The sequence below is a fragment of the Edwardsiella tarda ATCC 15947 = NBRC 105688 genome, from assembly GCF_003113495.2.
In the GTDB taxonomy this organism is placed as follows: Bacteria; Pseudomonadota; Gammaproteobacteria; order Enterobacterales; family Enterobacteriaceae; genus Edwardsiella; species Edwardsiella tarda.
This window is the reverse complement of the sequence record NZ_CP084506.1, coordinates 1,334,261-1,359,653: the sequence shown is the minus strand read 5'-3', so window position 1 is coordinate 1,359,653 and position 25,393 is coordinate 1,334,261. Positions and strand designations below refer to the sequence as shown.

The 25,393-nt window shown below is 60.7% G+C and carries 25 protein-coding genes; 16 read left to right on the top strand and 9 right to left on the bottom strand.

The genetic code is table 11. The annotated features are described in order from the left end of the window. Positions 1-18: 18 nt before the first annotated feature. Genes fliD through fliT form a run of 3 tightly spaced genes read left to right on the top strand, consistent with a single transcriptional unit; the run spans position 19 to position 2,226 of the window. Complete coding sequence (gene fliD, locus DCL27_RS06285) at positions 19-1,437, top strand: flagellar filament capping protein FliD (RefSeq protein ID WP_035599443.1); 1,419 nt, start codon at positions 19-21, stop codon at positions 1,435-1,437. Between the two features lie 14 nt (positions 1,438-1,451). After that, entirely contained in the window at positions 1,452-1,859 is a 408-nt protein-coding gene (gene fliS, locus DCL27_RS06280; RefSeq protein ID WP_035599440.1) for a flagellar export chaperone FliS, read from the top strand. Between the two features lie 4 nt (positions 1,860-1,863). Beyond that, on the top strand, positions 1,864-2,226 hold the full coding sequence (fliT, locus tag DCL27_RS06275) for a flagella biosynthesis regulatory protein FliT (protein WP_035599437.1): 363 nt from the start codon (positions 1,864-1,866) through the stop codon (positions 2,224-2,226). Between the two features lie 308 nt (positions 2,227-2,534). Here fliT and DCL27_RS06270 read toward each other — a convergent pair whose 3' ends face one another. Next, positions 2,535-2,831: a hypothetical protein gene (locus tag DCL27_RS06270; protein WP_005287388.1), complete on the bottom strand. Its 297-nt coding sequence runs from the start codon at positions 2,829-2,831 to the stop codon at positions 2,535-2,537. A gap of 73 nt (positions 2,832-2,904) precedes the next feature. Next, the gene (gene fliE, locus DCL27_RS06265; protein WP_005297033.1) at positions 2,905-3,219 is read right to left on the bottom strand and encodes a flagellar hook-basal body complex protein FliE; all 315 of its coding nucleotides are present in this window, start codon (positions 3,217-3,219) and stop codon (positions 2,905-2,907) included. A 251-nt stretch (positions 3,220-3,470) separates the two neighbouring features. On the opposite strand from fliE, the gene fliF reads away from it, so the two are divergent. From fliF to fliR, 13 genes are all read left to right on the top strand, one after another. Next, positions 3,471-5,192 carry a flagellar basal-body MS-ring/collar protein FliF gene (gene fliF / locus DCL27_RS06260; protein ID WP_035599435.1) on the top strand — a complete coding sequence of 574 codons (1,722 nt, stop codon included), beginning with the start codon at positions 3,471-3,473 and terminating at the stop codon, positions 5,190-5,192. Then, a complete protein-coding gene (fliG, locus tag DCL27_RS06255) occupies positions 5,189-6,181 on the top strand; it encodes a flagellar motor switch protein FliG (protein ID WP_005287405.1) in 993 nt (330 codons plus the stop codon). The genes fliF and fliG overlap by 4 nt, the downstream gene beginning before the upstream one ends. Beyond that, complete coding sequence (gene fliH / locus DCL27_RS06250; protein ID WP_035599431.1) at positions 6,174-6,926, top strand: flagellar assembly protein FliH; 753 nt, start codon at positions 6,174-6,176, stop codon at positions 6,924-6,926. Before fliG ends, fliH begins: the two co-directional genes overlap by 8 nt. Further along, entirely contained in the window at positions 6,923-8,281 is a 1,359-nt protein-coding gene (gene fliI, locus DCL27_RS06245; protein ID WP_035599427.1) for a flagellar protein export ATPase FliI, read from the top strand. Before fliH ends, fliI begins: the two co-directional genes overlap by 4 nt. 26 nt (positions 8,282-8,307) lie before the next feature. Continuing rightward, positions 8,308-8,748, top strand: coding sequence for a flagellar export protein FliJ (gene fliJ / locus DCL27_RS06240; RefSeq protein WP_005297020.1), 441 nt, complete (start codon positions 8,308-8,310; stop codon positions 8,746-8,748). After that, on the top strand, positions 8,745-9,998 hold the full coding sequence (locus DCL27_RS06235; RefSeq protein WP_035599424.1) for a flagellar hook-length control protein FliK: 1,254 nt from the start codon (positions 8,745-8,747) through the stop codon (positions 9,996-9,998). Before fliJ ends, DCL27_RS06235 begins: the two co-directional genes overlap by 4 nt. 149 nt (positions 9,999-10,147) lie before the next feature. Next, on the top strand, positions 10,148-10,627 hold the full coding sequence (gene fliL, locus DCL27_RS06230) for a flagellar basal body-associated protein FliL (protein WP_005287421.1): 480 nt from the start codon (positions 10,148-10,150) through the stop codon (positions 10,625-10,627). A gap of 5 nt (positions 10,628-10,632) precedes the next feature. After that, positions 10,633-11,646, top strand: a complete 1,014-nt coding sequence (fliM, locus tag DCL27_RS06225) for a flagellar motor switch protein FliM (RefSeq protein WP_005287424.1) — start codon at positions 10,633-10,635, stop codon at positions 11,644-11,646. Continuing rightward, positions 11,639-12,052, top strand: coding sequence for a flagellar motor switch protein FliN (gene fliN, locus DCL27_RS06220; RefSeq protein WP_005287426.1), 414 nt, complete (start codon positions 11,639-11,641; stop codon positions 12,050-12,052). Before fliM ends, fliN begins: the two co-directional genes overlap by 8 nt. A gap of 1 nt (position 12,053) precedes the next feature. Further along, on the top strand, positions 12,054-12,458 hold the full coding sequence (gene fliO / locus DCL27_RS06215) for a flagellar biosynthetic protein FliO (protein ID WP_005287429.1): 405 nt from the start codon (positions 12,054-12,056) through the stop codon (positions 12,456-12,458). Beyond that, on the top strand, positions 12,458-13,198 hold the full coding sequence (fliP, locus tag DCL27_RS06210) for a flagellar type III secretion system pore protein FliP (RefSeq protein WP_005287433.1): 741 nt from the start codon (positions 12,458-12,460) through the stop codon (positions 13,196-13,198). Before fliO ends, fliP begins: the two co-directional genes overlap by 1 nt. Before the next feature lie 12 nt (positions 13,199-13,210). Next, the gene (gene fliQ / locus DCL27_RS06205; protein WP_005297013.1) at positions 13,211-13,480 is read left to right on the top strand and encodes a flagellar biosynthesis protein FliQ; all 270 of its coding nucleotides are present in this window, start codon (positions 13,211-13,213) and stop codon (positions 13,478-13,480) included. A gap of 2 nt (positions 13,481-13,482) precedes the next feature. Next, a complete protein-coding gene (fliR, locus tag DCL27_RS06200) occupies positions 13,483-14,268 on the top strand; it encodes a flagellar biosynthetic protein FliR (RefSeq protein WP_035599417.1) in 786 nt (261 codons plus the stop codon). A 60-nt stretch (positions 14,269-14,328) separates the two neighbouring features. Here the strand turns inward: fliR and DCL27_RS06195 are convergent, their stop codons facing one another. From DCL27_RS06195 to cmoM, 7 genes are all read right to left on the bottom strand, one after another. Beyond that, positions 14,329-14,976: an MBL fold metallo-hydrolase gene (locus DCL27_RS06195; protein WP_005297009.1), complete on the bottom strand. Its 648-nt coding sequence runs from the start codon at positions 14,974-14,976 to the stop codon at positions 14,329-14,331. 81 nt (positions 14,977-15,057) lie between these two features. Further along, positions 15,058-15,606 (bottom strand): YcbK family protein, encoded by a 549-nt coding sequence (locus DCL27_RS06190; RefSeq protein ID WP_005287445.1) that lies wholly within the window; start codon positions 15,604-15,606, stop codon positions 15,058-15,060. Between the two features lie 271 nt (positions 15,607-15,877). Beyond that, positions 15,878-17,530: a L,D-transpeptidase gene (gene ldtD, locus DCL27_RS06185; protein ID WP_035599414.1), complete on the bottom strand. Its 1,653-nt coding sequence runs from the start codon at positions 17,528-17,530 to the stop codon at positions 15,878-15,880. A gap of 449 nt (positions 17,531-17,979) precedes the next feature. Next, on the bottom strand, positions 17,980-22,437 hold the full coding sequence (gene mukB / locus DCL27_RS06180; RefSeq protein WP_035599411.1) for a chromosome partition protein MukB: 4,458 nt from the start codon (positions 22,435-22,437) through the stop codon (positions 17,980-17,982). Then, complete coding sequence (gene mukE / locus DCL27_RS06175) at positions 22,434-23,165, bottom strand: chromosome partition protein MukE (protein WP_005297001.1); 732 nt, start codon at positions 23,163-23,165, stop codon at positions 22,434-22,436. The genes mukB and mukE overlap by 4 nt, the downstream gene beginning before the upstream one ends. Further along, positions 23,146-24,468, bottom strand: a complete 1,323-nt coding sequence (gene mukF / locus DCL27_RS06170; protein ID WP_005287459.1) for a chromosome partition protein MukF — start codon at positions 24,466-24,468, stop codon at positions 23,146-23,148. The genes mukE and mukF overlap by 20 nt, the downstream gene beginning before the upstream one ends. Further along, positions 24,465-25,250: a tRNA uridine 5-oxyacetic acid(34) methyltransferase CmoM gene (gene cmoM / locus DCL27_RS06165; protein WP_005287462.1), complete on the bottom strand. Its 786-nt coding sequence runs from the start codon at positions 25,248-25,250 to the stop codon at positions 24,465-24,467. Before cmoM ends, mukF begins: the two co-directional genes overlap by 4 nt. Between the last annotated feature and the right edge of the window lie 143 nt (positions 25,251-25,393).

Sequence of the window (25,393 nt, the reverse complement as noted above, 5' to 3'; positions counted from 1 at the left end):
TTCAGAAAGGAAATATTCATGGCAACCATTTCATCACTGGGGATCGGCTCTGGACTCGATCTCAACTCCCTGCTGACCAAGCTAACCGGGGTCGAGAAACAACGCTTGGTGCCTTATACCACCCAACAGAGCAGCTATAAGGCCAAGCTGACCGCCTATGGCACCCTGAAGGGGGCATTAGAAAAGTTCGATGATGTGAGCAAGGAGCTGGCGAAAAGTGATGCGTTCACCATCACCAAGGCCAGTAGCCACGACCAGTTTACCGTCACCACCAGCGCCAGCGCAGTGCCGGGCAACTACGCGATCAATGTGACCCAGTTGGCTCAGGCACAGAGCCTGACTGCACAGACTCATGCCACCAGCCAGACGGAGCAAATGGGCAGCGCCGGGGCCAGCGGCCGCGAGCTAACCATCACCGTCGGCGAGCCGCCGAAAGAGACCAAGATCGCCCTGAGCGACGAACAAACGTCCCTGACCGGGTTACGCGACGCCATCAATAAGTCTGGCGCCGGCGTCAGAGCCAGTGTGATCCAGATCTCCGATAAGGAGTACACCCTGTCCGTGACCGCCGCCGAGACCGGGGCGAAGAGTAATATCAAGCTCAATGTCAGCGGGGACAGTAAGTTAGGCGATATGCTTAACTACGATAGCAGCCACCCCGCGACCGGTACGACGAATATGGCCCAGACCGTTGAAGGTCGAGATGCCAAGATGACCCTGAACGGCATCGAAATCACTCGCAGCAGCAATAAGATTACCGATGCGCCCCAAGGCGTGACGCTGGAGCTAAAAGCCGTCACCAAAGACACGCAAAACCTGGTGATCAGCAACGACAGCGAAGGCGTGAGCAAGAAGATCCACGATTGGGTCGACGGCTATAACTCGCTGATCGATACCTTCGCCTCGCTGACCAAGTTTACCCCGGTCAAGAAAGGCCAGGCCGAAAACTTCACCAACGGCCCTCTGCTGGGCGACAACACGCTGCGCGCCATCCAGTCCGGCGTCAAAGGGGTGATGAGCTCGGCGCAAGACAACCCTAACATCAAGGGGCTGGGGAACCTGGGCATCAGTACCGATCCGCAGACCGGCAAACTGAGTATCGACGACAGCAAACTGAAGAAAGTCATCGACGAATACCCAGAACAATTGCAGCACTTCTTTGTCGGCGACGGCAAAGATAGCGGTATGGCTAACATGATCCACAAAGAGATCCAGAGCTATATCAAGAGCGATGGCGTCATCGACTCGACCACCAAGAGCATCAACAACAGCCTGCAGCACCTGAGCGATCGTATCGATAGCGTCAATCAGAGTATCGACGAGACCATCAACCGCTATAAGGCCCAGTTTGTCCAACTGGATAAGATGATGGCCAAACTGAACAGCACCAGTAGTTATCTCACCCAACAATTTAATGCTATGAGCAACAGTAAATAAGGGTAATCGTTACTATGTATAACGCAATGGGCAGCCAAGCCTATGCAAAAGTCGGACTGGAGAGCGGCGCGATGAGCGCCAGTCCACACCAACTGATCGTGATGCTGTTTGACGGGGCGCATAGCGCCCTGGTTCGCGCAGCGCTGCATATCGATGCTGGGCAAGTCGCACTAAAAGGGCAGGCGCTCAGCAAAGCCATCAACATCATCGATAACGGCCTCAAGGCTGGATTGGATCTGGAGAAGGGTGGCGAGTTGGCACAGAACCTGAGCGCGCTGTACGACTATATGGTGCAACGTCTACTGCAGGCTAACCTGCACAACGATGCCGACGCCGTTCGCCACGTGACAGAACTCCTCGACAACATTGCAGACGCCTGGCGCCAAATAGGCCCCCACTCTCCAACCACCCAGCAGGGGTAACACTATGTATGGACTACCGCCGCTACTCCAAGCCTACCATCAGGTTCTGGCCTTAAGCGAGCGCATGCGTGACTTAGCACAGCAAGACCAATGGGAGGCGCTGATCGCGCTGGAGGTGGACTACATTACGGCGGTATCGAACACGGCCCAACTGATGTCACAGTCTGAACCGACCCCGGCGCAGCAAAACCAACTGCGCCAGATAATACAGCAGATCCTAAGCAACGAGGCTGACGTGAAAAAACAGCTCCAGGCCAGGATGGACGAATTACGCCAGTTGATCGGCAACGGTAACCGTCAACAGGCCTTGAGCCATGCCTATGGTCAGTTCACCGGCGAGATCCTGCTGCCCGGCGAGCACCTATAATAACGCATCATCACATCGCCTCTCACCCTCTTTCCACCAGTCCGCTGGCGTCCCATACTGTCATAGCAGCCTCGATGACAAGATGCGGTGCGCCGGGCACTGGCCCCGTCTCCCCCTCTCCTTCACGCCCCCTGAAGCAAGAGATAAAAAGACCCCGCACCAAGGCACGGGGGAATGAAAGCAAAAAGTAGACTGTATCAAACAATGTGAGCGATAAGCCGTGAGCAATCGAGTTCAGCTATCGCTATATAACTAAATATATATCGAATGACGTGACATTGCTAGTGCACTGATCGATGTCGATGAATTTATCGCTTATCGCTGGTGACGGCGTGTACCGGTTGATAGACACACAGATACGCCGCGCGGGCCTGCCCGGTGGGGCTCGACTTCAGCCCGGGAATGGCATAGGCGCGATCGAAACCATTATGTCGGCAATAGGATAATGCATCGGCCTCCATGGCCGCCCGATCGACCTGGGCGGGATCGAAGCGATACACCAGGGAGTGTGAAACCGGATCCTCCTCGCTACGCACGAAGTGACCCGGAGCGCTGCTACAGGCGCTGAGTAAGACTAACGACGCCAACAGATAGAGCGAGCGCATGATGCTCTCCTTAACGAGGCAGGAACAAAGAGGCCCTATTGTATCGCCTCACCAGGGACAGTAAAGCACACGGCTAAACCTGCATGTTCATGATGTCCTGATAGGCGGCGACCAGACGGTTACGAACCTGGATCCCCATCTGTAGGGAGACGCTGGATTTCTGCAGATCGAGCATCACATCGTTAAGCGCCACGCCGGGCACGCCCATCTCGAACTGCTGTGCCTGGACGCGGGCATGGTTCTGATTGTCACTGATGCGATCGATGGCCGCCTTCAGCTCGGTGGAAAACGCGCCCGGTGCCACGCTCTCTTGTGGCGTGCGGTTACTGGCGGAAAGCGCGGTGGCCTGAAGTTGTTGTAAGACGTTCTCGATGCCGGTGACTGCCACGAAAGGCTCCTTAATGATTGAAACTGCCGATTGCATGACAACCTACCATAAGACGCCAAAGGCAAAGCGGGTAAATGACACCAAAAATGACCCTTTCTCCCGCCATCGTTTTGCCAGCACATGCCAATAATAAAGTGCCTGCTTTTGCAGGTATTCCGCGATTCGCATTGCCGCGTCAGGGAGTCTGATTTGTTACACATCCATTCATACCGGCCTCAGGTCCGGACGCAACTGAACAATAAGGTAAGCCCATGAACGCTTCAGCCACCGGTACCGCAGGCACCGCAGCAAAGAGCGCTGAAAATAGTATTAAAGCCATACTGGAGCGCGTACGGGCCAATCCCAAAATTCCCTTACTGTTGGCCAGCGCCGTCGCCATTGCCATTGTCGTCGTACTGGCGCTATGGGCGCGCGCGCCCGACTATCGGGTTCTGTACAGCAACATCAGCGATCGCGATGGCGGCGCCATTGTCACGCAACTCAGCCAGATGAACATCCCCTACCGTTTCGCCAACAATGGCACCACGCTGATGGTACCGGCGGACAAGGTGTATGACCTGCGCCTCAAGCTGGCCCAACAGGGGCTACCTAAAGGAGGCGCGGTTGGCTTCGAGCTGCTCGATCAAGAGAAATTCGGCATTAGCCAATTCAGCGAACAGGTCAACTACCAGCGCGCCTTAGAAGGGGAGCTGGCACGTACCATTGAGACGCTCGGCCCGGTGGTCAGCGCCCGCGTGCATTTGGCCCTGCCCAAGCCGTCGCTATTCGTACGCGAACAGAAACAGCCCTCCGCCTCGGTCACGCTGACGCTGGAACCGGGACGCGCCTTAGATGATGGCCAGATCAATGCCATCGTCTATATGGTCTCCAGCAGCGTCGCCGGCCTGCCGCCGGGTAACGTCACCGTCGTCGATCAGTTCGGTCATCTGCTGACCCAGCCCGACGGCACCGGGCGCGATCTGAATGCCGCCCAACTGAAGTTTACCTCCGAGGTGGAAGGCCGCCTGCAACGCCGTATTGAGACCATCCTGCAGCCGATGCTCGGCAGCGGTAACGTCCATGCCCAGGTCACCGCCCAACTCGACTTCGCCAACCGTGAGCAGACCGATGAGGAGTACAAGCCGAATCAGTTGCCAAACCAGGCGGCGATCCGCAGCCAGCAGATCAGCCAGAGCGATCAGTCCGGTGGCCAGCTAAACGGTGGTGTCCCGGGTGCGCTGTCGAACGAACCGGCGCCACCGGCGACCGGCAACATCGATAAGCCGCGCAATAGCACTGGAACCAACGGGCGGAATCGCAACGAGTCGACACCAAGCCGTAGCAGCACCCTTAGCAATAATGGTCGACTGGCGAGCCGTAACGAGAATATACGACGCGACGAGACCACGAACTATGAGGTCGATCGGACCATTCGTCATACTCAAGAGCGTGCTGGCGGCATCGAACGCCTGTCCGTCGCCGTGGTGGTCAACTACGCCACCACCCCGCAAGGGAAAGAGGTCGCGCTCTCACAAGAGAAGATGGATCAGATCAATAACCTGGTTCGTGAGGCGATGGGCTTCTCCCAGAATCGTGGGGATACGCTGAGCGTCGTCAACACACCGTTCAACAGCGTAGCCGATAACGGCGGCGAACTGCCCTTCTGGCAGAAACAGGCCTTTATCGATCTGCTGAGCACGTTGGGCCGTTACCTGTTAGTCGCCCTGGTCGCCTGGCTGCTGTGGCGCAAGCTGGTGAAACCGATGCTGACCAAACAGCAGCAAGCCGCCGCCCTGCGCCAGCAAGTCAATACCTCACCGGTATCCGCGCAGCCGGTCAAGCAACCGAGCAACGAAGAGCTACAACAGCGTCGTAAGCTACAACAGCGTACGACCGCCGAAGCGCAAACCGAACGCGTACGTGAAATGGCAGAGCAGGATCCGCGCGTTGTCGCGCTGGTGATCCGCCAATGGATGAGCACAGAACCACAATGAGCCTGACTGCGACCGAAAAAAGCGCGGTATTATTGATGACCATCGGCGAAGACCGCGCCGCCGAAGTGTTTAAACACCTCTCGACCCGAGAGGTACAACAACTCAGTAGTACCATGGCCGGGATGCGCCAGGTCTCGCATCAGCAACTGAGTGAGGTGTTGAATGAGTTTCAGGATGAGGCCGAGCAGTTCGCCGCCCTGAGCGTCAATGCTGGCGACTACCTGCGTTCGGTGCTGGTCAAGGCACTGGGCGAAGAGCGCGCCGCCAGCTTGCTGGAAGACATCCTGGAGTCACGCGATACCGCCAACGGCATCGAAACCCTCAACTTTATGGAGCCGCAGGCGGCCGCCGATATCATCCGCGAGGAACACCCGCAGATTATCGCCACCATCCTGGTGCACCTGAAGCGCGCCCAGGCGGCGGATATCCTGGCGCACTTCGACGAGCGCCAGCGTAACGACGTCATGCTGCGTATCGCCACCTTCGGCGGGGTGCAGCCGACGGCGCTCCAGGAGCTGACCGACGTGCTGAATAACCTGCTCGACGGCCAGAATCTCAAGCGCAGCAAGCTGGGGGGCGTACGTACCGCCGCCGAGATCATCAACCTGATGAAGAGTCAGCAGGAAGAGTCGGTCATCGACGCCATGCGCAGCCACGACGGCGAACTGGCGCAGAAGATCATCGACGAGATGTTCCTGTTCGAGAATCTGGTGGATGTCGACGACCGCAGCATCCAACGTATCCTGCAGGAAGTGGAGAACGAGTCGCTACTGATCGCCTTGAAGGGGGCGGACGAGGCCTTGCGCGAGAAGTTTATGCGCAACATGTCTCAGCGTGCCGCCGATATCCTGCGCGACGATCTGGCCACCCGTGGCCCGGTACGCCTGTCGCTGGTCGAGGCCGAGCAGAAGTCCATCCTGCTGATCGTCCGCCGTCTGGCGGAGAGCGGCGAGATCGTCATCGGCGGTGGCGAGGATACCTATGTCTAACTCTCCCTTTCGTAAGCAGGTCCTCGCCAAAGACAGCCCGGAGGCTCGCGATCCGCGTTGGCAACGCTGGGAGATGCGCGACTTCGCTGCGCCGCGTCGTCCGTTACGCGCCCGTAACGAAGCCAATGCGGCCGAGGATACCAACGCCGCCGCCCAGGCGCAGGCCGCCGCAACCCAGGCTGAGCTGGAGCGTCTGCGCCACGACGCCCAACAGCAGGGGTTACAGATCGGCCTGCAACAAGGCGAGAAACAGGGCTACGACGCCGGTTTTCAGCAGGGACTGGCCGAGGGACGCACCCAGGGCATGCAGCAGGCGCTGGCCGAGCAGCAACCGCTGCTGGACAGCTGGCGCACACTCTCCGGCGAGTTTCAACGCTCCCTTAACTCCTTGGATGGCGTCATCGCCGCGCGCCTGATGCAGCTGGCGTTGACCGCCGCCAAGCAGATCATCGGCCAGACACCGCTGTGCGATGCCAGCGGTGTCCTGCAACAGATCCAGCAGTTGATCCAGCAGGAGCCGCTGTTCAGCGGTAACCTCCAGCTGCGCGTCAACCCCCAGGATCTGCCGCTGGTGCAGCAGCATCTCGGGGTGCAGTTGGAGCAACAGGGCTGGAAGCTGCTGGCCGATACCCAATTGCATCGCGGCGGCTGCAAGATCAGTGCCGAGGGCGGCGAGCTGGACGCCAGCATCGCCACCCGCTGGCAGGAGCTGTGTAAGCTGGCCGCGCCGGAGCTGCCGCTATGAGTAGCCGGCTCGACACCTGGCTCGGCGCCTTGGCGACCCTCGAGCGCCGCATCCCTACCCTACCGGAGGCGCGACGCTACGGTAAGTTGACCCGCGCCACCGGCCTGGTGCTGGAGGCGACCGGACTCCAGTTGCCGATCGGCGCCACCTGCCGCGTCGAACGCCACGACGGTCAGCAAATCATCGATGTCGAGGCTGAGGTCGTCGGCTTTAATGGTCGCCAACTGTTTCTGATGCCGCTGGAAGAGGTCGACGGCATCGTTCCCGGCGCTCGCGTCTGGGCCCCCGCCGCCGCCCTGCACAGCGGCAAGCAGTTACCCCTCGGCCCGGCCTTGCTCGGGCGGGTACTCGACGGCAGCGCGCGTCCCTTGGATGGATTACCGCCGCCCGACGAGAGCGACCATGGCGGGCTCAGCAGCCAGCCCTTCAACCCGTTACAACGCACACCCATCACCCAGGTCTTGGACGTCGGCGTGCGAGCGATCAACGCCCTGCTGACGGTAGGGCGTGGCCAGCGTATGGGGTTATTCGCCGGCTCCGGGGTCGGTAAGAGTGTGCTGCTGGGCATGATGGCACGCTACACCCAGGCCGACGTGATCGTGGTCGGCTTGATCGGCGAACGTGGTCGAGAGGTGAAAGACTTCATCGAAAATATCCTCGGTGAAGAGGGACGTAAACGCTCGGTGGTGATTGCCGCCCCGGCGGATGTCTCGCCGTTACTGCGCATGCAAGGTGCCGCCTACGCCACGCGTATCGCCGAAGACTTCCGCGATCGCGGCCAGCATGTCCTGCTGATCATGGACTCCCTGACCCGCTACGCCATGGCACAACGCGAGATCGCCCTGGCGATCGGCGAACCGCCGGCGACCAAGGGTTACCCGCCCTCGGTCTTCGCCAAACTGCCCGCCCTGGTCGAGCGTGCCGGTAACGGTATCAGCGGTGGCGGCTCGATCACCGCCTTCTATACCGTACTGACCGAGGGGGACGACCAACAAGATCCCATCGCCGACTCGGCGCGCGCCATCCTCGATGGTCATGTGGTGCTATCGCGCCGCCTGGCCGAGGCGGGTCACTACCCAGCCATCGACATTGAGGCCTCGATCAGCCGCGCCATGACCTCGCTGATCGATGAGGCGCACTACGCCCGGGTTCGTCGCTTCAAGCAGCTACTCTCCAGTTATCAGCGCAACCGGGATCTGATCAGCGTCGGCGCCTATGCGCGCGGGAGCGATCCCCTACTGGATCAGGCCATCGCGCTCTATCCGCAGCTCGAGGCTTTCCTGCAACAGGGCATTTTTGAACGCAGCGACTACGCACAAGCCTGTAACGCGCTACAGGCACTGTTTACTGAGTGATAGCCGCATCCAGGCCGGAGGTTGAGATGTCATCAGCATTAAATACCCTGCGCGAACTGGCGCAACAGGATGTCGATCAGGCGACTCGCGCCCTGGGCCATGCCCGTCAGGCATGCCAGCAGGCTCAGCAACAACTGGAGATGTTGCTGAACTACCAGGATGAGTACCGCCAGCGTCTGAATCGCGGGATGAGCGGCGGTATCGCGGCGGCCAGTTGGTATAACTACCAGCAGTTTATCCTGACGCTGGAGCAGGCCATCGAGCAGCATCGCGGTCAACTGGCCCAATGCCGCACCCGCCTGGAGAGCGCGACACATAGCTGGCAACAGAAACACCAGCGTCTCAACGCCTTCAGCACCTTGCACGAACGCGCCGAGGCGCAGCGCCAGAGCATACTGAACAAACAAGATCAAAAACGGATGGATGAGTACGCTCAGCGTGCCAGCCTGAGGAGAGAAAAATCATGACAACGCCCGTGGCCATCACGCTTACCTCGCTCGGCGCCCAGTCGGATAGCCCGACGGCGACGACGCCAGCCGTCGATGGCTCCCCGTTTGCCGATATCCTGGCGCTGCTCAGCCAACCGGGAGATAAGCAGGCGCTACTCCAAAACCTGCAAGCCTCGCTCGACGGCGACGCCAAAGGCCCCCAATCGGCCTTGCTCGGCCGCCTCTCACAGTTAGATGCACAGCAGCGTCAGACGCTGCTTGAACAGTTGCGTACCGCGACGCCGGACGGTGTCACCCCCTTGCCCGATACCCCCCTTGCCCTGCTGCAGACGCCACCCATGGCGACGGACACCCCTCGCTCTCCCGACGTGGACCAGGCCGGTGCACAGCAAGCCATCGCCGCCTTGCTAGCCATGCTGCCGGCGCGCGCTGACGCACCGCGCCCGTTAACGGCAGAGGCGGGCGTGAGCCAACATGATGATCTGGCGCGTCTGCTCACCCCCCGCCAAGGAGCGCATGATGCCTCGCTGAGTCATCTGCTGGAGACGGCGCGCGGCGATGAACATAGCGCGGTACGCGCGAGCGACTTCACCCCGCTGCTGCAAGCCAAGACCTCCCCCACGACGCCGGGGATCAATAGCGTCGACACCGGCAGCACCCTGATCAGCCTGGATGCCCCGAACCGCCGCGCGCTGAGCCATGAGGGGCAGACGCCCACTAGCGCGCAGGCCATCACGCCGACGGCGCTACACCACAGCGTGAACATGACACCGGCCACGCCGTCGGTGAATGCCGCGCCGCTGGCCTCACCCGCCACCGCCAGCGCCCCCCTGCTCAGTGCGCCATTGGGGAGCAATGAGTGGCAACAGGCGCTCGGCCAACAGGTGTTGATGTTTACCCGCAACGGGCAACATCAAGCCGAACTGCGCCTACACCCGCAGGATCTCGGCGCGATACAGATCAGTCTGCGTCTGGACGATAATCAGGCTCAGTTGCACATGGCCGCCGCCCATAGCCAAGTCCGAGCCGCCTTGGAGGCGGCCCTGCCTCACCTGCGCACCGCGCTGGCGGAAAGCGGCATCCAACTGGGGCAGAGCAGCATCGGTGGCGAGGCGCAATCCCAATGGAACGGCGGCCAACAGCAGCGCCAAGAGTCGGCGTCCGGTGCCGTCTTCAGCCTGGCCGACAACGCGGCCCCGGCCCCGTTGGATCCGGCGGCGCCCACCGTCGTACGCCGCCATCTGGGTGCCGTCGACATCAGCGTGTAGCGCAACGCGGCCGCGCTAACGGGGCAATCGCTCGATTAGCCCCGTTTTTTCACGTTATTCCTGCCATTGTTCCGACGACGCGGCAGGGATAATAGCGTTAGCGAATTTCCACGCGCCTTGCGCACACAGCTACAGGAATCATCCCCCTTATGTCTGATATGTCACTCCCTAACCGCTCCGGAAAACGGCGCAAATGGGTATTGATCCTGTTGGTGATCTTGGCCGCGCTGGCCGCCGGCGGCGGCTACTTCGGCTGGCACTATTATCAACAAAGCCAATCACACGTTGCCAAACAGGCACCCGCACCGCTTCCCGTCTTCATGGCATTGGATCCGTTTACGGTTAATCTGTTGGGCAATGACGATGATAGCGATCGCGTCCTGTACGTCGGCATCACCTTGCGTCTGCCGAACGAGCTGACGCGCAAGCGTCTAAACGACTACCTGCCCGAAGTTCGCAGCCGTTTACTACTGCTGCTCTCACGCCAACAGGCCTCCGCATTGGCGACCGAGCAGGGCAAGAAGGCATTGATGGACGAGATTAAAGCCACCCTGCGCGCGCCAGTCATCAACGGCCAAGCCGGCCAAGTGGTCAATGATGTCATGTTCACAGCGTTCATCCTGCGGTAACCCTTATGTCCGATAGCATTCTGTCTCAAGCCGAAATAGACGCGCTGCTCAATGGCGACAGCGATGCCGCGCCCAGCGAGCAGCATGCGTCCCTAGAACATCGCGATGGCGAGGTTCGCCCCTATGATCCCACCACGCAACGCCGCGTGGTGCGCGAACGCCTACAGGCGTTAGAGATCGTTAACGAGCGTTTCGCCCGTCAATTCCGTATGGGGCTGTTTAACCTGCTACGGCGCAGCCCCGACATCACCGTCGGTGCGGTACGCATCCAGCCCTATCATGAGTTTGCCCGCAACCTGCCGGTACCGACCAACCTCAACCTGGTCCACCTGAAGCCGCTACGCGGCACGGCATTGATGGTCTTCGAACCCAGCCTGGTCTTTATGGCGGTGGATAACCTGTTCGGTGGCGATGGCCGTTTCCCGACCAAGGTGGATGGGCGTGAATTTACCCATACCGAACAACGGGTGATCCAGCGCATGCTACGCCTGGCTCTCGATGCCTATCGTGATGCCTGGGGGGCCATCTTCAAGCTGGAGGTCGAATACGTCCGTTCGGAGATCCAGGTGAAGTTTACCAATATCACCACCTCGCCTAACGATATCGTCGTCACCACGCCCTTTACCGTGGAAGTCGGCGCGCTAAGCGGGGAGTTCAACATCTGCATTCCCTTCTCGATGATCGAACCGTTGCGCGAACTGCTGGTCAACCCCCCGCTGGAGAACTCCAAGCAGGAGGATCAGCACTGGCGCGATACGCTCAGCAAGCAGGTGCAGCATTCCGAACTGGAGCTGGTCGCTAACTTTGTCGATATTCCGCTACGTCTCTCCGACGTACTCAAGTTACAGGTTGGCGACGTGCTACCCATCGATCGGCCGGATCGACTGATCGCCAATGTCGACGGTGTACCGGTGTTAACCTGCCAATATGGCTGCTACCACGGCCAATACGCACTACGCGTAGAAAAAATGATTAATCCTATTTTAGATGTGACTTCGCGAGGAAATTCCGATGAGTGACGCCAACAAGCCGTCAGCTGACGCTCAGGATGACGCCGCCGACCTGTGGGCGGAAGCTATGGGAGAACAACAGGCCGCCAGTCAACACAGCGGTGATATCTTCCAGAATCTGGAAGAGGGGGCAACCCTGGGGAGCAGTGCCGGCCAAGATATCGATCTGATCCTCGACATCCCGGTAAAACTGACCGTGGAGCTGGGTCGTACCAAGATGACCATCAAGGAGCTGCTGCGCCTGTCGCAGGGCTCTGTCGTGTCGCTGGACGGGCTGGCGGGCGAACCGCTGGATGTGCTGATCAACGGCTATCTGATCGCCCAAGGGGAAGTGGTGGTCGTCAACGACAAGTTCGGTGTACGTATTACCGACATTATCACCCCCTCCGAGCGCATGCGCCGTCTGAGTCGCTGAGATGTCAACCGCCATCGCCGCGCTACCCAGCGCCCCCGCCTTACCGACGGAGAGCGTACTGACCCAAGTGGGCGGTACGCTGGGCGGTATTCTGCTGCTGATCCTGGTACTGGCTTGGCTGGCGAAACGCCTCGGCTTCGTCGCCCGCCCGCGTGGCGAGCGGCTGCTCAACGTGCGCGCCAGTTGTAACCTCGGCCAGCGCGAACGGCTGGTCGTCGTCGAAGTCGACAACCAATGTCTGCTGCTGGGCGTCACCGCCCACACCATTACTCCTCTGCATACCTTCGAGGCACCGCCGACGCCAACCTCGCCTCGCGCAGGCAAGCAGGCGCAGGCCGCCTCGTTCCAGCAGTTATTGCGCCAGGCCGCTCGCCAGCGATTTGGCCGAAACAAAGAGAACTCCTGATGCGGCGTATCCTGCGTTATACCCTGCTGCCGGGGCTACTACTCTGTGCGCCGGCGGCGCTGGCCCAGTTGCCCGGCATCATCAGTCAACCGCTTGCCCACGGTGGGCAAAGCTGGTCACTGCCGGTGCAGACGCTGGTCTTCCTGACCTCGCTCAGCTTCCTGCCCGCCGTGTTGCTGTTGATGACCAGCTTCACACGGATCATCATCGTCCTCGGTCTGCTCCGCAACGCGTTGGGTACCCCCTCCGCGCCGCCAAACCAGGTATTGCTGGGGCTGGCACTGTTCCTGACCTTCTTCATCATGTCGCCGGTACTCGACAAGATCTATCAGGATGCCTATCAGCCCTTCAGTGAACAGAAGATCAGCATGGAGACAGCCCTGGAGCGTGGCGCTAAGCCCCTGCGCGCCTTCATGCTGCGCCAGACGCGAGAGACCGATCTAGCCCTGTTTGCTCGCCTGGCAAAACAGCCGCAGATGCAGGGGCCGGAAGATGTCCCGCTGCGCATCCTGCTGCCGGCCTATGTCACCAGCGAGTTGAAGACGGCGTTCCAGATCGGCTTTACCGTCTTCATTCCGTTCCTGATCATCGACCTGGTGGTCGCCAGCGTATTGATGGCGCTGGGGATGATGATGGTCCCGCCAGCCACCATCTCGCTGCCCTTTAAACTGATGCTATTCGTCCTGGTGGATGGCTGGCAACTGCTACTCGGCTCCCTGGCGCAGAGCTTCTACACCTAACCGGAGAATGCCATGACACCCGAATCGGTAATGGCCCTGGGCTATCAGGCGATGAAAGTGGGGCTGGCGCTGGCCACCCCGTTGCTATTGGCGGCGTTGATCAGTGGCCTGCTGATCAGCCTGTTGCAGGCGGCGACGCAGATCAACGAGATGACGCTATCGTTTATCCCCAAGATCCTCGCCGTCTTCGCCACCCTGGTGGTGGCGGGTCCCTGGATGCTAAGCCTGCTGCTAGACTATATGCGCACCCTCTTCAGCAGCCTGCCGAATCTGATCGGCTAGCCATGATCACCTTCGATCCCGCCCAGCTCACGCTGTTACTCGGGCAGTTTTTCTGGCCCTTCGTGCGTCTACTGGCGCTATACAGCACCGCACCGCTGCTGGGCGAGAAAGCGATCCCGCGTAAGGTCCGCATCGCCCTGGCGGCGCTGACCGCCTTTCTGATCGCCCCCCAGTTACCGCCGACCACCATCACCCTGGCCAGTGGCGGCGCCCTGTGGCTGGCGATCCAGCAGATCCTCATCGGCTGTGCCATCGGCCTGACCATGCAGCTGGCCTTCGCCGCGGTGCGCCTGGCTGGCGAGGTGATCGGCATGCAAATGGGGCTATCGTTCGCCACCTTCTTCGACCCCTCCGGCGGCCCCAACATGCCGGTGCTGGCGCGACTGCTCAATCTGCTGATGCTGCTACTGTTCTTGTGCTTCAACGGCCATCTGTGGATCATCTCGCTGCTGTCCGACAGCTTCCATACCCTGCCGCTCTCCACGGCACCGCTGGCGGGGAATGGCTTTCTCGCCTTGGCGCAGAGCGGTCACCTGATCTTCCTCAACGGCATGATGTTGGCCTTGCCGCTCATCACCCTGCTGTTAACGCTGAACATGGCGCTGGGGTTGCTCAACCGCATGACGCCTCAGCTCTCCATCTTCGTGGTCGGTTTTCCCCTGACCCTGACCATCGGCATGCTGACCCTCGGGATGTTGATCCCGATGCTGGCCCCCTTTACCGAGCACATGCTGCAAACGCTCTTCGACCGCCTGGCGGTGATCCTCAGCGAGATGCACGCCCCCTAACCTCTCGGCCAAAAAAAAGACGCTGACGCGTCTTTTCTCTCGGTAATCGTCGCTGACGGCCTACCAGTTTTCTGGCTCGTCACGCACATAGGGATTGCTACGCCGCTCCTCGCCGATGGTCGACATCGGACCATGACCCGGGATAAACGCCACATCGTCGCCCAGGGTGAACAACCGGGTCCAGATGCTATTGATCAGATCTTGATGGTTACCGCCAGCAAAGTCGCTACGCCCGATGCTGCCACGAAATAGCACATCCCCCACCTGCGCCAGGCGTGCCTGCTCGCAGAAATAGACCACATGGCCCGGCGTATGGCCCGGACAATGCAAGACCGCCAAACGCTCCTTGCCTACCGTCAGCTCATCGCCCTGTTGCAGCCAGCGGGTCGGCATAAACGGCTGACAGTCGGTAAAGCCAAACATATCGGCCTGCTGCGACAGCTGCTCCAGCCAATATTGATCTTCCTGCTGCGGACCGTAGATCGGCACCGATAGGGTCTGCGCCAGACGCGCCGCCGCGCCAACATGATCGATATGGCCATGGGTCAACAGGATCTGAGTCACCGTCAAGTCACGTGCGGCGATTTCCCGCAAGATTTTGGCGCTCTCCCCGCCGGGATCGACGACCGCCGCCTCTCGTGTCTGCTCGCACCACAGCAGGGTGCAGTTTTGCTGGAAGGCCGTAACCGGAATGATGTGATATTTCATCTTAATTCTCCGCGCATAAAAACGCCGGCTTATAGCCGGCATCGCCGTTATCTGACCCCATCATACGCATCCTCGCGTCGATCACCAACTCCTGACCGGCCCGGTATCGATATGGACAAAGTTACTGCGCGGATAATACCCCACACCGCCGGCTCGCATCTTCAGCGCCGCCTTGCGGATGTTGGCCAACGCGACTCCCTCGATATGGAAGTCCATCGCCTGCCCCTTGGTATGGTAGCTCTGCTTAGCCACCCCACGGCTACGCGCGCGCAGCTCGCGGTTGGTAAGCGGTGAGCGATAGCCGGAGACCAACTGGATCGGCTTCTGATTGCCCAACAACAGTTGCAGGCGAAAGATCTGATCGAACAGGCGCGGATCGATGCGCTTTACCTGATTGGCGCGGTAATCGCGGAAGAAATGGTTGAGACGTGCCAGCTCTTCCGGAATATAGGCTTGGCCATCGAAGAACTCGGCGCGCAACCGCTCACCCGTATTGAGATTATTGAGCACCAGCACACGCGGGCGCGGCGTCGAAAGGGTCGCCTGGGCTACCCCCGGCAGCAGGGCAAATCCTATTGCCGCACCACCGAGCGCCAACCATTTACGGCGTTGAAAGTCTATCGGTTCCATGAGCAAATATTGACCTGGCAAAAAATCGCTGAACGTCACGCCTAATGCGCACAAAGTGGGGCCTGTCCGGCCCCTATCGTTTAATGCCTTGCGCCACGCGCCCCCCTGATGATGCGGGAGGTGAAAGCGTTTGCGCGGCATCCTATTTGCGCACCTTAACTGCCCCTTCCGACGGCGTCAACCAGCCAGATGGCCGCCGCCGCCGGCCATCACAAAATTTTTGCCCGTTCCACCGCCGTGACTAAGTGCAAAGCGGCAGGATAACCACCTGCTACAGATGGAAAAGCTGACGTGCCTGCGCGGCGCTGCGGCTCCCTTCACGCGCCAGCTGATCATAATTGTAAATATCTGTGCGGAACTGCGGCGCCCCATCGCCATCCACCCACGCGGTCTGATAATAGAGACGCACCGGAATGCGCTGGCGGATCGGAACATATTGGGTATTCCCCGCCTGCAACGCCGCCGCGACGCGCTGATCGCTCCAACCGGCATCAGCCAACAACATATCCGCCAGCGTCGAGGCCTTATTCACCCGGACACAGCCGGAACTGAGGGCGCGGATGTCCTGATTAAACAGCGCATGATTCGGCGTATCGTGCAGATAGATGGCATCCTGGCTCGGCATATTGAACTTGAAGCGTCCCAGCGAATTGCTCGCCCCCGGCGCCTGACGCACCCGGTAGGGGAAGTTGCGCGCCGAGACACTGTTCCAGTCGATCATATAGGGGTTGATCACCTGCGCGTCGCTGCTCCAACCGGAGAGCAACGTATAACCGTGGCGATCGAAGTAACCGGGATCGCGCATCGCCTTGGGCACGATGTCCTCGCGCACCAGCTTGGTCGGTACATTCCACGGCGGATTGACCACCACGTTATTCAGCTCGCTGTTCATCAGTGGTGTCTTACGGCTCGGCCGCCCCACGATCACCCGCGAGGCCAACACATCCTTACCATCACGGTAGTAGATCAGCGAGTAGTTGGGAATATTGACCATAATGCCGGTCTGCATCGCCGCCGGTAGGATACGCAGGCGCTGGATATTCAGTGCCAGCAGTGCGGCGCGGAGTTGCGGAGTGACATTGAGCCAGGCATAGGTACGCGGGCCGATGACGCCATCCGGCGTTAATCCCTGATCCCGCTGGAAGCGCTTCACCGCCGCCACCAACGCCGGCGTGTAAACCTCCCCCTCGTCCGCCTGATTCGCCGACAACACGCCACTCCGCCGTAAGATCTCACGCAGGATCGGTAACGCGGGGCTACTGTCGCCCGGGCGGATCGTCGGCCCGCTGGGCAGCTTCGGCCAGGGTTGGCTCTCGCCCAGCAAGGTCGCTAAGGCGGCGCGCATCGCCGGGTATTGTGGACTGGAGGGCGCCAACGAACGGATGAACACCGTCAGGGTTCCCTGATGCAAGGCTCGTTGCCAATTGTCGACTAAACCGGTCGGCGGGGTCGCGAGCGTGTAGCGCTTGCCGCCATACAGCCAACTCTCGCCATTGGCCCCCACCCCGGCGACATACTGCAGGTAGCCCAGCAACGCATCGGATAGCAACACGTCGCGCGCCATGCCCTGGATGCGCTCATCCGTCAGCTCATCGGCCCAACGCGCAAACTGGGGTTGCACGCCAGCCAGCGCCAGCTCCGCCAACTGCTGTTGAAAGTCACGCCGCGCCTCGTTATCTCGCCACATCGGCTGCATCTGATTGGCGGCATACAGTTGTGCCAACAGCGAGCCATAATGTAGCGTGATCCCGGCGGGCAGCCATGACTGTAGTTCGGCGGCAGGCGTCGACGGGGATAGTGCCTGGGGCGCCTCTCGGGATGCTCCCCCTTCCTCGGCTAATGCACTCCCCCCCCACGGCAACAGCGTCACCGCTAACAACGTTCCGGCCAGACGCCGGTGAAAAGCGAATCTCGCGCTCAGCATGACTTCCTTGCTCCCATCTTGCCAACAGCAATACTGTCAGGCACATACAACCAATTATACAGGATAAACCGCCATTGGGCTGCCCGGCAGGCGTAATACCGCCATCGGCCAAGTCTTGCGGAGTGCAGAGTCGTGCCCCGTAGAGTGTCCAGGCGCGACCCGATAAAACTACCGGTTATTTTGCCAAAAAAATGTGCCGGGCAAAAAGTCTAGCCACGACAGATTGATTGCAATGTATTTCACTACATTAGTAAAAGATAGTGTGAATTAAAGGGCTACGGCATTTTTCGGAGCGCGGCACGCGCGTGCCGGGCGGAGACAAGCGAGTCAGCGGCATTAGGGGGAAGGCGGCATATCATCAATCAGCCAGCGGGGCAGAAAGCTGACGGCCCGCAACCAGCGGGCCGTCATGGGCGCCACTCACACCCGCTTTACACCATATGCGCCCGTCAGGCCGACGCCTCCTGGTGTAGTGTCTCCGCTACCTCGCCGGTGCGCTCGCTCGCGAAGCCGCGCAACCCGACCACGTGGACATGCTCGGTGTGATTAAACACCTTACGCACCAGCTTATAGGTGGTGCCCTTCTCCGGGCTGATGTTTTCCGGCGCGGCGATAATCAACTGCATCTCCAGACGCTCACACAGCTCGAACAGGGTCGCGATCGACTTGGCATCCAGACGCGCCGCCTCGTCGAGGAACAGCAGGCGGCAGGGGGAAATGTCCTTACCGCGCAGACGACGCGACTCCTCTTCCCAACTCTGCACCACCATCACCAGGATCGACATCCCGGTACCGATGGCCTCCCCGGTCGACAATGCCCCGCTCTCGGCGCGCAGCCAACCATCGGAGCCGCGATTGACCTCCACCTCCATCTCCAGATAGTTGCGGTAGTCGAGCAGCTCCTCACCGATGGTCTGCGGCGTGCGCTGCCCCATGTCGATCTGCGGGTTCAGGCGCTGATACAGCTTGGCCAACGCCTCGGAGAAGGTCAGACGCTGGCTATTGAACAGATCCTGATGCTGCTCCTGCTGCTCGGAGAGCACATTCAACAGCATGGCGTGGGTCTCACGCACATTGACGTTGAGGCGCACGCTGTTCACCTGACCAAACGCCACCGACTGCAATCCCTGGTTCAGCATACGGATGCGGTTCTGCTCGCGCTGGATGGTCTTGCGGATGATGTTCGCCACGCTGCGCGCGCTGATAGCCAACTTCTGTTCGCGCGCCGTCAACTCCTCCGTCAGCCGCGCCAGCTCGATCTCCATCTGCTCGATGGCATCGATCGGGTCGTCGCTGCGGATAATATCCTGGCGAATACGTTCGCGCAGATGTTGATAGACCGCGACATAGAACTGCACCTTACGCTCGGGCCGCTTCGGATCTTCCGACAGGCGCAGCACGTCGCGCAGGTGTTCATTATCGGCCACCGCCAGACGCAGGGCGCCCAACGCCTTATCCGACATGGAGCGCAGCTCCTCGGCGTCCATATAGGCCAGCTCACGCCGATGTAGCCGGCGCTCGACACCGTTATCCTTCACCAGACGCATCACCGCGCACCAGCCCGCCTTGGCCTGGGTCACCTGGGCGCGCAGCAGATGGTAGTCGCGCTCCACCTTACGCAGCCGCTTGATTAGCGCCTCCATCTCCGCCTCACAGATGGTGATCTGCTTCTCCAACTGATTACGGCGACTCCGGTTCTCGTTCAGGGCGGCATGCAACTCGTCACGACGCGCGCGGGCGCGCGCCTCGGCATTCGCATCCGCCGCCACCCCGATCGCCTGCATCTCCTGCTGCAGCTCTTGCAACATGTCACGCTTCGCATCGAAGGCGCTCTTCAACGAGGCCAACACCTGATTGTACTGGGCCAGCTGAGCCTGATGGTGACGCAACTGTTCGCGACTGCGGCTACGATCGGCCTCGGCGTGTTCCAGACGCTGACGCAGACGCTCGTTGAGGTCGGCATTCTCGCTCAACATGCCCACCGCATCGCTGTAACTGAAGTGCGCGCGCCGTTGGGCGACCTCCGTCAGGGCGAAGGCCTGCTGCTTCGCCAGACGCTGCGCCTGCTGCGCCTGCTGGTAGTCCTGCTGCAATTGCTCGTGCTGTTGCGGATCGCTCTGCAACACCTCGATCACCGCCTCCAACGCCGTGAGCGCGGCGGTATGCTGGTGCAGATAACGCGCCGCCTCCTGCGCCTGCTCCCGCTCCTCGCGTAGCTCCGCGACGCGGTCGGGCAGCGTCTCGTCCGCCAACAACGCCGCCTGCGGCGCCAGACGATTGAGTAGGCCGATCAACTCGCGCGCCTGCTGCAACTGTTGACGCTGCTGCTGCGTCTGCGCCTCTTGGCCGGCAAACTCTCGTTCGATCTCGCCACGTCGCTGCTGCAACTGACGCAGCTCCTGCTCCGGATCGGCCTCGAAGGCCAACGCCAGATGGCTGCCGATAAAACGACTAAAGGCGTGATGCAGACGCTGGATCTTCTGGACGTCGAATGACAACGTGGCGTAGCGCTCCGCGAGGGCCTCCCGCTCGCCATACAGCGTCTCCAGGCGGCTCTCACGCGCCGCGCGGCCAAACAGCGGCAGCGATGGGAAGCGCGAGTAACGCCACTGGCGATCGGCGATCTTCACCACCACCGCCTTCTCCAGCTCCTCAACGGCAAAGACGCTGTCGTCGAAAGATTGCGGATCCCCCTCGATCAAATAGAGATCTTCCGGACACTCCTCCAGCCCGGCAAGCTGGGCGCGTACCGCCGCCAGATCCGGCACCACGATGGCATGACGCGACGGGCCATATAAGGCGGAGAAGTAAGGCGCATCCTCCAGGGTGACGTCGTCATAGATCTCCGACAGCAGTACCCCACCGAAACGTTCGGCCAGGGCGATCAGGCGCGCATCCTCGGCGCCGCCAGGCTGGCTGAGCCGCTCGATCTCACGCTCCAGCGCCCCCTTGCGGGCGGCGACCTCATCGCGCTCGACGGTGTATTCGCGCTCACGCTCCAGCAGTTGTTGCATCTGATCGGTGACGGCGCGGCTATCCTCCAGCGTCTCGCCACACTGGGCCTCCAGCGCGTTCAACGCCTCCTGCGCCGCGATCCAGGCCGGGGCGCGGGCGCTGAGCCACTTCACGCGCTCGGCGCTCTGCTCCAGCTCCTGACGCAACGCCATGCTGCGTTCGCCCGCCTCTGCCGCCTGTTGGCTCAGGCTGTCGATCTGCGCCTCCAGTTCGGCCTGGAGCGCGTCCAGCGCCTGGATATCACATTCACGCCCACTGCGCTTGACGCACTCCTGCAACAACCGCTCGGCATCCTGTTGCGCATTGAGGCGCTGTTCCAGCTCGGCCAGACGGACGCCGATCGGGCCCACGCGCTGTGCCTGATGCTGCAGCGCCGGCCACTCGCGTAACAGTGCACGTCCGGCCTGCCACGCCTCGCTGCGGCTCACCTCGCCCACCACCTGACATACCAGACGGTAGGCCTGTTCAAACTGACTGTGCGCGGCATTGGCCACGCTCAGCTTCTGCTCCAACTGCAGCAACAGCTCCGTCGCCTCTTGCTCGCGCGCCGCGAACGTCTCCAGCCAGCCGTCGACATCGTCGGCGCTCAGCGCCGGTAACTGGCACAGCATCTGCGCGCGCTCCAAGGCTTGGAGCGCCTGTTGATACTGAATGGCGCGCGTCTGCTGCACATCCAGCGCCTGCTGGTAGTCGGCCAGCTGGCTCTTCAACTCGTCAACCTCGGCCTCGGCCGCCTCGCTACGCTCCTGCCAGGTGTCGTACTGCTCCTGCGCCTCGGCAGCCACTTCGCTCTGTTCATCCAGGCGGTAGCTCAGCTCCTCCAGGTCGCCCTGGTAGCGTTCGATCTTCTCCTGCTGGCGCATCGCCGTCTGCACCAGGTTAAGGTGATCGCTCGCCGCCTGGTAATCGGTTTCTAGATCGGACTCGGCGCCGTTCTGCTCCTCCAGCTCACGCGCCATCTCCACGTGACGGTATTGCTCGCTCAGCAGCTGCTTACGCCCCCCCAACAGCTCGCGGCGTAGGGTCAGCGCCTGATCCAGATGGCTGCGCCGCTCGTTGGCATGGCGCATATAGTCCGCCGACACGTAGGCGGTGGCCTCACTGATCAGGTGCTTAAAGAGATCGCGATCGGACTGCGTGACCCGGATGGCCTCCAGCGTCATACGGTTTTCGCGCAGCGCGGCCTCCATGTCTTGGAACGCCTTACGCACCCCACTGTTTTCCGGCAACAGGTAGTCACGCAGCGAACGGGTGATGGCGCTGGAGATACCGCCATACAGCGATGCCTCGATCAGACGATAAAACTTGCTGCGATCCGCGGCGGAGCGCAGACGACGCGGCACCACGCCCAGATCGAACATCAGCGCATGATAGTCGGTGATCGAGTTAAACGTCTTAAACTGCACCCCTTCAATGGCCTCGACGCGCTCCTTCAGCTCCGCCAGCGGCAGCACGCGCGCCTGGCGCTCGCCCACCGTCTCGGTCAGTAGCTGCGTCGGCTGGATCGCCGTCGGCAATCCCTGGATGGCGAAGGGCTTGATGTCGACCTTACGATCACGTCCGGCCACCTGCTGTAGGCGTACCCCCACCAGTACCCGCTGATGACGCGAGTTGACCACATCCAACGCGGCATAGCAGACGCCGGGGCGCAGCTTACCGTGCAACCCCTTGTCGCGTGAACCACTGGTAGCGCCGGCTTCGGTGGTGTTGCGGAAATGCAACAGCGTCAGATCCGGGATCAGGGCGGTGACAAAGGCTGCCATGGTGGTGGATTTCCCCGCCCCGTTACCGCCGGAGAGGGTAGTGACCAGCTCGTCCAGATCAAAGGTCCGGGCAAAGAAGCCGTTCCAGTTGACCAGGGTCAGCGAGCGAAACTTACCGCGTTCAATCATTCCTGTTCATCCTCCGCATCCTCGGATTCCAGCTCCGTCGGGGTATACTCGGCCCCCTCGCCGTCCTCATTCAGCGCCAACGATGGTTCCAGCCTGACCGCCTCACCGTCACGGATCAGGCGCAGTTGGGCGTCACGGGCGTCGTCACCGCTGCGCACATCGGCGCCGAAACGGAACACCGACTCGGTGATGCGGAACTTGCTGCTGTCATTGGTGATAAAGAAGACCATGCCCAAGCGACGCAGGCGATTCAGCGAGGTACGCAGCTTCTCCTGCAACTTCTGCCGGTCGAGATCGGAACCGGTCGAGCGCTGATTCACCAATTTGAGCAGCTTATTCTCGTCGGTCAGGGTCAGCAGCTCGTCGTACAACTCCTGCTGGCTGAAGATCCCCTCGTGGGCCAGCCGCTCCGGGCTGAGGTAGAGATAGCAGAGGATCTTGCCCACCAGCATGTCCAGCTCGGAGAGCACCGAGCGCGGGATCAGGGTGGTAGAACGCGGACGCAGGTAGAAGAAGCCCTCCGGCGCGCGGATTAACTCCACGTTATAACGCCCGTAGAACAGCTCCAGCTCCTCTTGGAAATCCATCAAGAAGGCGTGATTATCCAGATCGTCAATGCCGATGTGGCGCCCTGCTCGCAGCTGGCTATCCAGCGCGGGAAACAGCGGATTGAATACCGCTTGCGCCAGCTTGGCCGGCATCGTGTTTTCAGTATTTGTCGATGACATGGGCCTGTACCTTGGCTCCGTACTCATTGATCGCCTGCCACTGGGCCGGCAATCCGGTGAAATCTGCTTCGGCTACACCCAGGCGCACCGCCTGGTCAACCAAAATTCTTGCCACGTCGAAATGGCGCTGACGCGGATAGCGCGCCAGGTAGTCGCGCAACACGCGGCCAAGATCCAGCGGGCGCTGCTCCTGGCGATACACCTGCAACTCCTGTTCGAGCAGGGCCGCCAACCGCTCACGCAGCTCCGAGAACTCCTCATACTCCAGATCGGGCGGCAACTCACCGGTCACCTCTGCATTGAGTAGCATCAGCTCCTCGTCACGCATGTCTAACAGACGCTCGGCATTGGCGTAAGTCAGCGCCCAGGGAGCATCGAGATAGTGCTGTACCGACTGGCGTAAACGTTGGGCGAATACCCGGTTCTTGTCCATATCGATGGCGGTACGAATAAACTTGTGGACGTGGCGGTCATAGCCGATCCACAGATCGATCGCCTGTTGCCCCCAGCTGATGATCCGATCCAGCTTAGCCTGCAAGTCGAACACCAGCTTATCGACGAACTCCAACGCCGTCTGGCCTAAGGTCGCCTCCTGAATACGCAACAGGTTCGCCTGTAGCTTGTCACCCGCCGCCTCGAGCGTGTCCTGTAACTCGCGCAGCGTACCGGAGGTTTCCGACAGCAACAGCTCGCAACTGGAGATCGCCGCCCGCCAATCCTGATTCAGCAGCCCGGCGATGTCGCTTTTCACCCCCTGTTGCTGCTCATCCATCAGACGCTGGGTCAGATCGATACTGTCGAAGATTTCTGCCACCGAGTACTTCAGCGGCGCAAAGACGTTACGTTGCCAGTGAAACTCATCGCCCCCCTCTTCCGCCGCCTCGGCCGCCGTGCGCAGCTCCTGTGCGACGATGGAGAGTTGCATCGACAGACGGAGAGTTGAGAACTCACGCTGGCGGATGTAGTAGTCGGAGAGACTGATCCCCAGCGGCGTCAGACGGTAGATTGCGCTCCCCTCCGCCAGCTCGCTGGTAAAGCGATTAAGCAGACGCTGCTTAACCAAGTCGTTGATCGCGTTGTTGGCGCGTTGGGTGATGGTTTCCTGCGTCTGTTCGAATGCCTTGCTGACATGACGGAAGACATCGACCAGATCTCCTTCGCTCATCTCACCATCTAAACGCTCGCCATTCAGGGTGGCGATGGCCAGCAGAAAAGCCAGCCGCTCCGTCGGTAAGCTTAAGGAGAAGTCATTTTTGCGCGCCCAGGCAACCAGCTCCGGTACCGTCTGGGAAAAATCGCTCATAATGGATCCTTAATGTCACCTTTGTGCGCCATCACATGGATGTAGCGCCCTAAACTCACAAAGGGCTCCTGACGGCAGTAGCGCTGCTCCAGCGCCAGTAAGTCGTCAAAGGCCCCCTCTTGTTGGCTCTTGTCACGCAGGTAGTCGTGGAAGACCCGCACCCCGGTTTTTCCACTGATGGTCAATCCCAGCTGTGCCAGCCAGTCGTAGACCTGTACGGGATCCAACGGATGATCGGGTGAGAGCGAGCGCCGCTTGCGCTTCGGCATGCCGCGCTTCACATACTCCATATTCCCCACCAGGGTATTCAACATCAGTAGTCCGTTGTAGTTATAGAACATTAACGACAGCGCCCCACCCGGGGCCAAACATTTTTCCAACGCCGCCAGTACCGCCTGTGGCTCCGCCACCCATTCAAGGACGGCATGAAACAATACCAGATCCACCGGCGCGGCCAAATGGTGATGCATCTCCTGCGCCGGACTTTGTACCAATTCCATGCGCGCGCTAACACCTTGCTCGGCGGCATGTTGCGCCGCACGCGCCAGCATCTGTTCGGAGATGTCGCACAGGATCACCTGATGGCCGCGTGCCGCCAGCTGACAGGCGATTTGCCCCTGCCCGCCGCCGGCGTCCAAGATACGCAGCGGACGTTGCGGTAAGGTCGCCAACAACGTCTCCAGATCCTGCCACAGAACCGCCTGACGGATACGCCCCTTGGTGGTGCCATAAATATTACGCGCAAATTTATCCGCGATATCGTCAAAATTACGATCCTGCATGCTCCTCACTCCGCATCCCGCCGCCGTACCACGGGTGACTGGGGGCGACGACGTCGCCCCGTCGGTGGCCCGGCGTTACGTGACGCCACCGAAGGATAAAGGGTCCATTTTGACACAGACTATCGTAGAATGAATATTATCAG